Origin of the sequence: Siminovitchia fortis, assembly GCF_003605365.2 — a bacterium.
GTDB lineage: Bacteria > Bacillota > Bacilli > Bacillales > Bacillaceae_C > Siminovitchia > Siminovitchia fortis.
Genome location: NZ_QYTU02000061.1, coordinates 1 through 12,481, shown reverse-complemented (window position 1 = coordinate 12,481; position 12,481 = coordinate 1). Strand labels below are relative to the sequence as shown.

11 protein-coding genes and 1 pseudogene are annotated in these 12,481 nt (G+C 41.7%); 9 read left to right on the top strand and 3 right to left on the bottom strand.

Annotation, left to right across the window (positions count from 1 at the left end; genetic code table 11):
* The 4 genes from D4N35_RS17025 to hutH all read left to right on the top strand — a co-directional run.
* Positions 1-357, top strand: a 357-nt coding sequence (locus tag D4N35_RS17025; RefSeq protein ID WP_120075832.1) for a DUF3231 family protein, incomplete at its 5' end; no start/stop codon positions are given.
* A gap of 304 nt (positions 358-661) precedes the next feature.
* Entirely contained in the window at positions 662-2,137 is a 1,476-nt protein-coding gene (locus D4N35_RS17020) for an MFS transporter (RefSeq protein ID WP_120075830.1), read from the top strand.
* A 137-nt stretch (positions 2,138-2,274) separates the two neighbouring features.
* Positions 2,275-2,718 (top strand): histidine utilization transcription antiterminator HutP, encoded by a 444-nt coding sequence (gene hutP, locus D4N35_RS17015; RefSeq protein WP_120075829.1) that lies wholly within the window; start codon positions 2,275-2,277, stop codon positions 2,716-2,718.
* A gap of 125 nt (positions 2,719-2,843) precedes the next feature.
* Positions 2,844-4,364, top strand: coding sequence for a histidine ammonia-lyase (gene hutH / locus D4N35_RS17010; RefSeq protein ID WP_120075827.1), 1,521 nt, complete (start codon positions 2,844-2,846; stop codon positions 4,362-4,364).
* 158 nt (positions 4,365-4,522) lie between these two features.
* On the opposite strand, the gene D4N35_RS17005 is transcribed toward hutH, so the two are convergent.
* Both D4N35_RS17005 and D4N35_RS17000 read right to left on the bottom strand, forming a co-directional pair.
* Positions 4,523-5,383, bottom strand: coding sequence for an AAA family ATPase (locus tag D4N35_RS17005; protein ID WP_120075825.1), 861 nt, complete (start codon positions 5,381-5,383; stop codon positions 4,523-4,525).
* Between the two features lie 96 nt (positions 5,384-5,479).
* Positions 5,480-5,710, bottom strand: coding sequence for a hypothetical protein (locus D4N35_RS17000; protein ID WP_120075824.1), 231 nt, complete (start codon positions 5,708-5,710; stop codon positions 5,480-5,482).
* 553 nt (positions 5,711-6,263) lie between these two features.
* Between D4N35_RS17000 and D4N35_RS16995 the strand changes: the two genes are divergently transcribed.
* From D4N35_RS16995 to D4N35_RS16975, 5 genes are all read left to right on the top strand, one after another.
* Positions 6,264-8,390, top strand: coding sequence for a type IA DNA topoisomerase (locus tag D4N35_RS16995; RefSeq protein ID WP_120075822.1), 2,127 nt, complete (start codon positions 6,264-6,266; stop codon positions 8,388-8,390).
* Between the two features lie 29 nt (positions 8,391-8,419).
* Positions 8,420-8,935, top strand: a complete 516-nt coding sequence (locus tag D4N35_RS16990; protein ID WP_120075820.1) for a hypothetical protein — start codon at positions 8,420-8,422, stop codon at positions 8,933-8,935.
* A 115-nt stretch (positions 8,936-9,050) separates the two neighbouring features.
* On the top strand, positions 9,051-10,307 hold the full coding sequence (cypC, locus tag D4N35_RS16985) for a CYP152 family fatty-acid peroxygenase CypC (protein WP_120075818.1): 1,257 nt from the start codon (positions 9,051-9,053) through the stop codon (positions 10,305-10,307).
* A 105-nt stretch (positions 10,308-10,412) separates the two neighbouring features.
* On the top strand, positions 10,413-10,937 hold the full coding sequence (locus D4N35_RS16980; RefSeq protein ID WP_120075817.1) for an STM3941 family protein: 525 nt from the start codon (positions 10,413-10,415) through the stop codon (positions 10,935-10,937).
* A 134-nt stretch (positions 10,938-11,071) separates the two neighbouring features.
* On the top strand, positions 11,072-11,953 hold the full coding sequence (locus tag D4N35_RS16975) for a DUF6612 family protein (RefSeq protein WP_120075815.1): 882 nt from the start codon (positions 11,072-11,074) through the stop codon (positions 11,951-11,953).
* Positions 11,954-12,167: 214 nt separating this feature from the next.
* Here the strand turns inward: D4N35_RS16975 and D4N35_RS16970 are convergent.
* Positions 12,168-12,461: pseudogene (locus D4N35_RS16970) on the bottom strand (S8 family serine peptidase); the annotation flags it as partial.
* Between the last annotated feature and the right edge of the window lie 20 nt (positions 12,462-12,481).

The window sequence follows — 12,481 nt, the reverse complement described above, 5'->3', positions numbered from 1 at the left end:
GATTTTACTTTCGTAATTCAGGTTAATACCAAGATCTGCCTTGACCAATGGAACCGTGACCCTTTAGGGTCCGGGAACCTCCCCCTTTTAATGGGGAGAGGGTTCAGAGACTCAACAATGTCCCCTTTTTCAGATAAGCTTATGTTGTATAACACATCCTTGTTAAGTGATTTTGGGATAGGCAGCAGTGCTATCGGCACCTCCTTCAGCTTAAGGAAAGACTTGCCAATGAAAATGATGATGATTGCAAAGGATATTTTGGAATTTGCGAATGATGGAGGAAACCTCGCAATTAAACATGGGTGGATGGAAGAACCTCCCCAAATGGAAGATAGAACCCATTTATCAAATCAGTAAAGGAAGTAAGGCTAAAAGATCAACAAGCTGATTGGATTGTTTTGGGCAGCTTCATGACCATTCCCGTAAAGTTTATGGAGACCACCGAAGTAGGTGGTCTATTTTATTTTCAATTATATCAACAGATGGCTACTTTTGGAAAAAAAGCAAGGGATGTCTCAACAAAACTGTGACTTAAAGGTGAAAATAATGTCTCCAAAGGAATAACGTTATTATCCCGATGATTTCTATGAATTAAGATCGTCATAAAATTTTGCAGTTATGGGAAAAGCTATGAAAGGAAGTGGTCAAGGAGGATTCTGCAATGGATCGGAAAAAAGAAAAAAACAAACGACGAAAATACAAATTCCATAAGGATGATGTAACAGTTATAGATGCGGATATCGCGAAAAAAGCTGTCGTGGCCACCGCATTAGGGAATGCAATGGAATGGTTTGATTTCGGCATTTATTCTTATTTGGTTGTTGTCATTGGGAAAGTGTTTTACTCGGGTGTAAGTGATTCTGCCCAGCTGGTATTTAGCTTCGGGACATTTGCGGCAGCCTTCCTTGTTCGGCCAATTGGCGGTATGTTCTTTGGAATGTTGGGTGATCGATTTGGTCGAAAAAAGATTTTAGCCGTCACATTAATTATGATGGCCGCTGCTACACTCAGCATTGGATTGATTCCCAGTTACGCATCCATTGGAATAGCTGCACCGATTCTATTGCTGTGTGCAAGACTGGTGCAAGGGTTTTCCACGGGCGGAGAATATGCCGGCGCAATGACTTTTATTGCTGAATCTACACCAGATAAAAAACGCGGGTTTATGGCAAGCGGGCTGGAAGTTGGCACACTAACCGGGTATATTGCCGGTGCCGGGCTGGTTACAGTACTCACCTACGCTTTGGGGTCAGATACGATGCTGGATTGGGGCTGGAGGGTGCCGTTTTTGATTGCCGGCCCAATTGGCATAATAGGTCTATATCTCAGGAACCATCTCGAAGAAACACCTGCATTTGCAGCAATGGAGGAGAAAAAAGAAGAAGAAGGTAAAAAGCCGCATGTCTCCATGAAAGAACTATTTCTGTTTCATCGCCGTTCGGTATTTATGTGTTTGGTCTTAGTGTTCTTTTATAATGTGATTGATTATACAGTCCTGACCTATATGCCATCTCACTTAACAGCGGTTTTAGGCTATGGAGAAACCAAAGGTCTCCTGTTAATTTTGGTTGTTATGTTTATTATGATTCCGATTGTATTAGCCATAGGATATTTTGGGGACCGGGTCGGAAATAAACGAATCATTCAGATGAGTTTGATGGGTATTATTTTGTTGGCTGTTCCAGCTTTTTTATTAATTGGAAGCGGCAGTAATTGGCTCGTTTTCTTGGGATTGATGATATTAGGTGCACTCTTGTCAGGCATAAAAGGCACGATGACTTCACAGCTGCCATCTCTGTTTTTTACAGAAGTCAGGTACGGGGGCTTGGCAGTTACTTACAATATCTCCGCATCGATATTTGGAGGAACGGCTCCTTTATTGATTTCGTGGTTGATTAATACCACCGCAAACCGGCTAATGCCGGCATATTACTTAATTTTCGCTTCGCTAATTGGAATTGTGGTTGTTACTTTATTCCTGAAAAACACTTCCGGAAAACCGCTGCGCGGCTCTCCTCCTGCAGTTGCAGAAAAAGATGAAATCAAAGAAGTCATAGAAGATACAAATAATGTACTTTGGTGGAGTGAAGAAAAACAAGAGATAAACGAGCGAATTGAAGAAGCAGATAAGGATTAGAATGGAAATGCTGTGGCTTTCCGGCATAGCGGCTCCAATGTCTGTGGTATGACAACCGTTAAACTTATTGACATGAATGTGAAAAGCGCTTACAATTGAGATGATCAGTTTAGTTATTAGAAAAAGAGTTGTTTTATATGTCTTTGAACAAAGATCGTCGAATTGGCCGTCATGCGATTCTTCTCCTGTTGTCCGATCATCCCGCCGAGCAGTTGAAAAAACTGGAGCAGTCAAAATGGAAAGGCTGTATAGGGAAAGTTGGTTCGATGGATGCGCATAAAGTGGTCGCTGCAATCGAAACGGCCGCGAAGAAAAACGGGATTGTCCGTTCGGACGTTTATCGTGAGATGCATGCTCTATACCATGCGATCATCGAAGCACTGCATGGAATTACAAGGGGCCAGGTACAAATAGGCTCCATCCTTCGAACGGTCGGCCTGTCATTTGCTGTTTTACGGGGAAATCCGTATGACAATGAGCTGGAAGGAGACTGGGTTGCTGTTGCTTTATACGGGACGATAGGAGCGCCAGTGAAAGGATCCGAGCATGAAACCATCGGATTGGGAATCAACCATATATAAATGCCCATAGTTTATTAGATTAGTTAGCAGGGGGCTATATCTTGGAATCACCACGATTCTAAGATATAGCCCTCTTTTTCATGGCTGCTTTACTTAACTAAAGGAAGTATGAAAGGAGAATTCAAATGGTCACACTTAATGGCAATTCACTCACTTTTTCCGAGGTAAAGAAAGTTCTGTATGATCGGGATAAGGTCCATTTTTCGGAGGATAGCATGAAGAGAGTGGAAGAGAGCAGAAAAGCGGTAGAAAAAATCGTGTCCGAAGAAAGGATCGTCTATGGGATTACAACAGGATTTGGAAAATTCAGTGATGTATTGATCGGGAAAGAAGATGTAGAAGAATTACAGTTGAATTTAATTCGATCCCATGCCTGCGGAGTCGGCGACCCTTTTCCGGAAATCGTATCGCGGGCGATGGTTCTGCTTCGTGCCAATGCGTTGCTCAAAGGATTTTCGGGTGTTCGTCCGGTTGTAATGGAAAGGCTGTTGGATTTGATCAATGCGGGAATTCATCCGGTTATTCCACAGCAAGGCTCCTTGGGAGCCAGCGGCGATTTGGCTCCTCTCTCGCACTTGGCCCTTGTTTTAATTGGAGAAGGTGAAGTCTTTTATAAAGGGAAAAGAACATCTGCAATTGACGCCTTGACGAAGGAAGACATTTTCCCGATCAGTTTGACGGCTAAAGAAGGTTTGGCTCTCATTAACGGAACACAGGCAATGACGGCTATGGGAGTTATCGCTTATTTGGAAGCTGAAAAACTGGCTTATCAAGCAGAACTTATTTCTGCTGTAACAGTTGAAGGCCTGCGCGGCATCATCGATGTATTTGACGAGGATATTCAAATAGTCCGCGGCTACAGGGAGCAGGCGGAAACAGCCGAACGGATCCGTCGGTTTCTGTCAGACAGCCGGTTGACAACGAAACAAGGAGAAATCCGCGTTCAGGATGCCTATTCGATAAGGTGCATCCCGCAAGTGCATGGAGCCTCATGGCAGGCATTGAACTATGTAAAAGAGAAACTGGAAATCGAAATGAATGCGGCTACGGATAACCCTTTACTCTTTGATAACGGGGAAAAGGTGTTATCGGGCGGGAATTTTCACGGACAGCCAATTGCATTGGCAATGGATTTCCTGGCGATCGCGGTGGCGGAACTAGCCAACATTTCGGAACGCCGGATTGAACGGTTAGTGAATCCGCAGCTAAATGACCTGCCCCCATTTTTAAGCCCTGAGCCGGGCTTGCAGTCAGGTGCCATGATCATGCAGTATGTTGCGGCATCATTGGTATCGGAAAATAAAACATTGGCTCATCCGGCAAGCGTTGATTCCATCCCATCTTCTGCGAATCAGGAAGACCATGTAAGCATGGGAACAATTGCGTCAAGGCATGCGTATCAAATTATCCAAAACACAAGACGTGTATTGGCCATTGAAGCGATTTGCAGTCTGCAGGCCGCGGAAACACGGGGAAAAGAGAAAATGGCGACAGCCACTAGAGAGCTTTTGGAAGAGGCCAGAAAGATCGTGCCATTCATTGAACATGATCGGGTCTTTTCAAAAGATATTGAGAAGATGGCCGATTGGTTAAAAACCCAAACCATGAACTTTGCTGAAAAAAAGAAAAACAAGACCAAAGCATGAATTTTTCCTGAAGTTTGAAAGTGGCATGGACTTCATTGCAGGCGGTCCCTCTTGTTGCTTTGGAATAAAGTTTGATCAAATTTAAAGCACAAACCCGCATTTTCGGAAAAAGTCAAAGAATCCATTTTGAAAAAAATTGATCAAAATGGATTCTTCTCTTATAGTTGAAACTTGTTTTCATGTTTTTTGAAAAATTCATAGTATGTGCGGACATTTTCTAATTCCGTCCAGCGTCTCACCTTGACAGGGTTTTCATCAAGATTATAAATTTTTGCTTCCCTCATGGATAGCAGAAATGGAGAATGTGTTGATATGATAAACTGACAGCCAAAAAAACGGGCAGAGTCTTCAAGAAATTTAACCAATTCCATCTGGCGTTTAGGAGAAAGACTATTTTCCGGCTCATCCAAAATATAAAGTCCATTATCGCCAATTTTTTCAGTGAAATACCGGAATGCACTTTCTCCATTCGAATATTCTCTCACATTATCCATCAATTCATTTCTCACAAAACGGGACTGCGTTTTACTTCTGGCTGTGTTAATTTTTTTTAACTGCTCGTAATCTGCCATAGACTTCATCTGAAATTGGGAATACTTCGCATCCAAATATTCTTCAAAAAGCTGCTCCCGTTTTTGGTCAATTCCCTCATTGAGATTCCGGATATTCAACATATAGTCAAATACATCGTCACTAGTAATAATCCTGCTATTTTCAGGAATGGCAGCTTTAAGCTGCATCTCACACATATTGACATAATCAGGATAGAAATTAGATTTATTAAAGATGGAGTCTCGTTTGCTCCCTGTTTTTTCTGCTATCACATTTAATGCAGTAGATTTTCCTGAGCCATTTCCGCCATATAAAATCGTCACTGGCTCAAATACAATCGTTTCAAAACCTTTTCTTGATAAAACTTTAAATGGATAAAACGAATCATAGCACGTTCTTTTTATCTTTATGAAAAAGTCAAATTCCATTTCCTCATTTGGAAATGAAAAAGCATGTAAATAAACCATAATTTCCCCCTTAACAATTGCTATTAAGCACCCTATTTATTATGCAAGATACCTTAATATTCTTTTTCTTGGAAGCTAAACAATACGATAAGGTCTTCATAAGCTCTTTTCGTCAACAAATCGCTGCATTCCTTTTCCAACGGAAATAACATCTTCCTGATTAAAAATAATACAGGCTGTTCCTCCAGCATACTTCTCGCATTCAAACTCACCAAGAACTGTCACGTATCCCTTTTCAAAAAAATAAATAAGTTCACCGTCATGTTCCTCAACAGCACTTAATTCGTTATGTAAATATGCTTTAATCGGTTTATTGTATAATTTCATATATCTCAAATCCTTTACAATTACTTGTGCAGCAATATGGCCCTATACATAAAGAAAGAGCGCACTTCCAACTTCTGAATTTCGCCCGATTGCTTTATAAAGTTTAAATTGCGACATAAATACTAAATCCAGATCAATGCGTTAAAGAGGGGATTTATTGACTCATTTAAAATTGTGCGATCTATACTAATTATATTATCCATGAAGAACAAGTACAAAAATGAATGGCATGATAAGACGGGGCGAGAACCCTTTTTCCTTGCGTAGTTTGATGAAGGAATGTCCCAATCTTTGCTTGTGTAAAAAACTGTACCATACGGGGCTGCCCTTGAAATGTCTGTTCCATTTTTGTATAATCAAATAAAGGAACACAGGTTCGGTTTGGCGGGTATAATCTGTAAATGAAATCCCTTATTCCAATAAAACAAGCCTTTGCCTTGGAGCCTTGTTTCAATGCAAAGAATCCCATATCCGGATCACTAAAAGCAAATTCAAGCCATGGAAAATAACAGAATGCTTCAAACGGCGAGGTTCAATGAAGGGGAATGGTGAAATGTCGATCGTCATTTTAGCAGAAAAGCCAAGCCAAGGAAGGGCCTATGCTGATGCATTTCGAAATACGATTAAAAAAGATGGATATATAGAAGTGGTTGACAGCCGCTTTTTTAACGGCAAAGCCTTTATCACTTGGGGGTTCGGCCATTTAGTTGAGTTGGTGGAGCCTGAACAGTATAAGGATGAATGGAAAAGGTGGTCAATGAAGACGCTGCCGATTTTTCCAGAACAGTTCAATTTCCAAGTGGCTAAAGACAAAAGGAAGCAATTTGCTGTGGTAAAAAAACTGCTTCAGTCAGCAACGGGAATCATTGTTGCAACAGACTGCGGCCGTGAAGGGGAAAATATTGCCAGAAGTATTATCATGTTGGCGGGTGCGTGGAATAAGCCGGTCAAAAGGCTATGGATCAATTCATTGGAAGTGGAAGAGATCCATAGGGGCTTTCGAAATCTGAAGGAAGGCCATTATTATATTCCGTTGTACCGGGAAGCGCAGACGAGACAGTTCAGCGACTGGCTTGTCGGCATGAACGCTTCAAGATTGTACACATTGCTGCTCCAACAAAAGGGCGTGCGGGGACCGTTCAGCGTTGGCCGGGTTCAGACTCCGACTCTTTATATGATCTACAAGCGTCAACAGGAGATTGAAAACTTTCAGTCTGAGCCTTTCTTCGAATGGATCGGAGACACGACAGTAAAAAACGGCCAATTTGAAGCAAAACACAAAGAGAGATTTAAAACAAAAGAAGAAGCACAGGCTGTTTTGGATAAACACAATGTGATTGTGGGGGAAAATAGGGGAGTCATCGAGCGGTTGCGAAAGGCGTTGAAAAGAACAAAGTCTCCCAGGCTCCACACTCTCTCCTCATTACAGGCCAAAGCCAACAAGATTTGGAAATACAGCCCCTCTGAAACCCTGAAAATTGCACAAAGTTTGTATGAGAAGAAATTGATCAGCTATCCCAGGACAGACACCCATTTTATTACAGAAAATGAATTTGCTTATTTGAAAAAACATCTTTCCGATTATCAGAACTGTGCCGGAGTTAACTTGGATGTTGCCTTTCCGAATGCGCAGAAACGGTTTGTTGACAGCTCCAAAGTCCAGGAGCACTATGCCATCATTCCCACAAGGAAAACTTTGGACTTAAAAACATTATCAGCAAAGGAACGGAATATTTATCGAGAAGTAATCTTAACCACTCTTGCGATGTTTGCACCGGATTATGAATATGAAGAGACGAAAGTCGTAGTGAATGTGAATGGATTGCTTTTTGAAAAAACAGGAAAAGTAGAGCGGAAAAAAGGCTGGAAAATGTTGTTTGACAAGGACGAATTAAAAGCAGATCCCAAAAAAGAAGAGGACTCAGCTCTTCCCGAAATGGAGGAAGGGGTGGCCTGCACGGTTGATGTGAAATTGAAAGAAGGAATGACCCAGCCTCCAAAGCCGTTTACAGAAGGTAAATTGATCCAAGTGATGAAAAGTGCCGGAAAGGATGTTGAGGACGAAGAAGCAAAGGAAATGCTGAGGAAATCGGAAGGGATCGGCACCGAAGCGACACGCGCAGCAATCATTGAAACGTTGAAACATCAAAAATATATTGAAGTGAAAAAGAACATTGTCCATATTACGAAAAAAGGCCAAATCCTTTGCAGGGCAGTAGAAGGGACTTTGCTTTCCAGCCCGGAAATGACCGGGAAATGGGAGCGATACTTACATAAAATTGGTCAAAGCGAAGGAACGCAGGAAGTCTTTATCCAGCAAATCGAGAAGTTTATCCAATCCTTGTTGGAAAGTGCCCCAGGAAGCGTAGGACCATTACATGTTCATGTCAAAGAGGAAGAACAACAGTCATTTATTGGAACGTGTCCCGTATGTGGGAACGGAAGAGTCCAGGATAAGGGGAAATTTTATGGATGTACAGAATATCAAAAAGGATGTACATTTACTTTGCCAAAGATTTTTTGTGGAAAAAAATTAAGTGACGCGATGATCAGGAAATTATTGAACGGTGGAAAGACCGGGTTGCTAAAAGGCTTTAAAAGCAAAAAGGGAAAGTCCTTTGAAGCATACTTGCAGATTGAAAATGGCAGGCTGAAATTTGAGTTTCCTGTAAGGAAATAAGCCTGCTTGAACCCTTGGGGAGTGGCCAAATGATAATTTCCATAAATAAATTAATGATTGTGTCACTGTTGCTTTTCACCGCAGTATTAACAGGGTGCAATGGAAGTGGAATCAATTTTAAGGACGGAGACAAACACATTTCAAAAGAAATGAATGAGGTGATATCAAATTATATCATTCAGCATTATGAGTCTTCCTATTATGATACGGAAAAGCAAATTGAAGTCCATAAAATATATGGTACAAGTGAATCAAACGGGGTCCTCAGTGTCTATATGTGGTCTTATTTTTGCGGCTTTAACAAAACAACCGGGGCAGAACCACAAGCAGGGCATTCCTTGCCCGCCGTCATCCGATTGAAAAAAGATGGAGATTCTTACACTGTTATCCAATATAAAGAGCCTGAAGATGGAAGCCTGTACCCATCTTCATTGAAAAAGATGTTTCCAAAAAGGTACTTAAAATTAGTACATAGGGATACGGGAAACATAGGTGACTTGGAGAAAGAGATGGATAGGAAAGTTGAAAGTTGGATGAAAGAATAGTGAAAAGCCCTGTAATACAGGCCTCCCATGAAACCTTGGCATTTCGACTGTTTTTTAATGAATCGATTGGGGAACATTTATAAAGATGGCACTACCGGGAAAGGAGACGGTTCATATGTCGGATGTAAATCAAATGCCCCGTGAAGAGGGATTGGATCATAGTGTTTCTTTAATGAGGGAAGGTTATCTGTATATCCCGAACAGGCGCCGCAGTTTCCAATCGGACGTTTTTGAAACACACTTGCTCGGACAAAAAGCGATTTGCATGGGAGGAAAGGAAGCGGCCGAGCTTTTTTATGACAATAGTAAATTCAAAAGGAGCGGTGCTGCTCCCAAACGTGTACGACAAACATTGTTTGGGGAAAAAGGCGTTCAAACGCTTGATGGAAAGGCACATTTTCACAGGAAGGCAATGTTCATGTCTCTCATGTCAGAAGAGGGCATACAAAGATTCGTTGAAATAAATAGGAACGAATGGGAGAAAGCAGTGGAATCATGGGCAGCTAGAGGTGAAATCGTTCTTTATGAAGAAGCAAAGAAAATTTTATGCAAAACGGCATGCCGGTGGGCAGGGGTTCCGTTAAGCGATAAAGAGCTTGACAAAAGAACGGACGAACTAAGTTCGCTTTTCGAGTCACCTGCCTCTATAGGACCCGAGCACTGGAAAGGCAGAAATTCCCGCAATCAGGCGGAAAAATGGATCGGCGGGCTTGTAGAGCAGGTCAGAGAAGGAAAGTTTTTGCCCGAAAGCCAGACTGCCCTTCAAGTCATTTCCGGGCATAAAGATTTGGAAGGGAAGCTATTGGATCCTGAGACGGCTGCTGTAGAAATCATCAACATTTTAAGGCCGATCGTAGCCATTGCCATCTATATTAATTTTACTGCATTGGCTTTGCATCAGTTTCCGGAACAAAAAGAGAAGCTGTCTTCCGAGGACGGGTATATGCAATTGTTCGTCCAGGAAGTTCGAAGGTATTATCCGTTCTTTCCGTTTGCAGCCGCACGGGTGAAAAAGGATTTTACATGGAGAAATTATACTTTTGAAAAGAATACATTAACCTTGCTGGATTTATACGGAACAAACCACGATTCAAAGTTATGGGACAACCCGGATGTGTTTAATCCGGACCGTTTTAAAGAAAAATCCGACACCTTGAAATACAGTCTGATTCCGCAAGGCGGAGGCGGCTATTATGAGGGGCACCGTTGTCCGGGGGAATGGATTACAATGGAAGCCATGAAAGTTTGTGCTGATTTTTTGATTCATCGCATTGCTTATGAAGTTCCGGAGCAGGATCTGAGCTACAGCCTTGTCAGCATGCCCAGCATACCCAAAAGTGAAATTAAAATTGAACGCATCACCCGGAAATAAAAGGGTGCCATAAATCCTCCGTAGGACATTCGGAGGATTTATTTTTTTATTGATAACCTTTAAGCTTAGGAAGTATTGCGTTTTTGGCCTGAAGGGGGATGTTTCATGGACGATTATATTGTCATGCCAAAAATAAAAAGAATGATGATGTTGGCAGTTCTTTCTCTCGTTTTCGTCGCGGTGGGGATATTCATCCTATCATTATCTATAAACGAGCAATTTGAAGGGACTTTGCCGGCGATTATCGGGGGACTTTCCATTGCAGTATTTGGGCTTTGCTTCATTTACTACATCTATGTGCTCATAAAACGAGAGCCGGCACTCATCATTTCCAAAGAGGGTATCATTGATCAGTCCAGTTATATTGCAGCCGGCCTTGTCAAATGGAATGAGATTGAAGCAATTGATTTCATTCATTTTTCCGGGCAGATTTATCTCGGCATTTTTACATTTGACCGCGAGTTGATCATCAATCGGTCAAGCGGCGTGAAAAGAGTGTTAAATGTAATGAATAAAGGCCTCTTGGAATCTCAGGTCAATATACCGGTCAAAAATTTGGAGTGTTCCATTGATGAGTTGGTTGAAGCCATTAATCAGCGTTGGGAAAATGCTATTACGACTGAGGGTTAGGCAGAAAGGTCCGATCGTTTTTTTTTAGTTCGTAAGAACCATTCTCTGAAACGGTGAAACTATCGGGTATTTGATCCGTAAATAATAAGGAGCATCCAGAACGCTTTACAAAATTTCAAGGGAGTTGACTTTTAATGAAGAAAGCAATATCAATCATTTTCGGTGCGATGCTAATGCTGATGCTCGCAGCATGCGGCGAGACAGCGGAGCCTGTGGAGAAGGAAGCGGAGCAGGGGACGACGGCAGAAAAGAAGAAAGCGGACAAGGAAAAAGAAAGTGATCTGACACTGGAAGAAGTTTTTAAGAAAACGGAAGAAGCGAACAAGGATCTGAAAAGTTTCAAAAGTAAGATGAACATGAAGCAGACGGTCGATGCAGCCGGAGAAAAACAGGAAATCAATTCGGATATCGATATGGAATTCGTCACTGAGCCAATGGCGTTGCATCAAAAAATGACGATGTCCATAGAGGGAGAAAAGCAGGAAATCGATGCTTATTTGACTAAAGAAGGCTTTTATATGTATGAGCCGAATGAAAAAATGTGGATTAAACTTCCGGAAGAATTTTCGGGTCAAATTCTGCAAATGTCAGAAGGACAGACAAACCCTTCAGGACAATTGGATCAGTTAAAAGAATTTGTTGATGAGTTTGATTTTAAACAAGATGACAAGAATTATATATTGACATTAAAAGCATCCGGTGAAAAATTCGATCAGTTTTTAAAGGATACTGTCAAGGAAACGATGCCTCCTGAAATGCAGGCCGAAGAAATGTTGGGCGACATGAAGTTCAATAAGGTTGAGTACGAATTATTGATCGATAAAGAAACATTCTATTTGAACACATTGAACATGGTGACCGATATGGATACAGAAGTTGAAGGCCAAAAAATAAATATGAATATGGATATGAAATCTACCTATAGCGGCTACAACGAAGTGGAAAACATCGAGATTCCGAAGGAAGCGCTAGAAAATGCACAGGAAATTAATATGGACGAGATGAACGGGGAGTGATCCCAATCAATCGTCAAAACGCATAAAAAATAAAAGGGAAGCCTGCGCTTCCCTTTTATATTCGTCTAGGAAATTATAAAAATTTCATGTCTGAGGATAACTTANCATCGGCTCATTCTTCGCCGTGTTTCCTTTATCTCGTCGGAGGCACTCCAGTTTGTACGTCGCTAAACGAGCGCTTGCGCTTTTCTTGATTTAGTATCCAGCCTGCCAATCAAACCTCCAAAGGCAAATCTCCAGTACAAGCTTTTATAATTGTATCTGCAAACTCTTGATCGAATATTTTGGCGAGATGTTCCGGGACTGTCAGATAAACAATGCCATTTCCTTCAAGCCTCGGAGAAAAACCGAGCGGCACGGTTCTTTTGATTAATTGGGCATAAAGCTCGGGCTCGGAAAGCTGCCTTCCGAAATATTTGTGCGCCAAAACCTTTATAAGGGCGAGCGCCCCAGAAACATGGGGGGCAGCCATTGATGTACCACTTAAGGTGGCATATTTTCCATTTATCCTGAATTACGAAAGTAAAA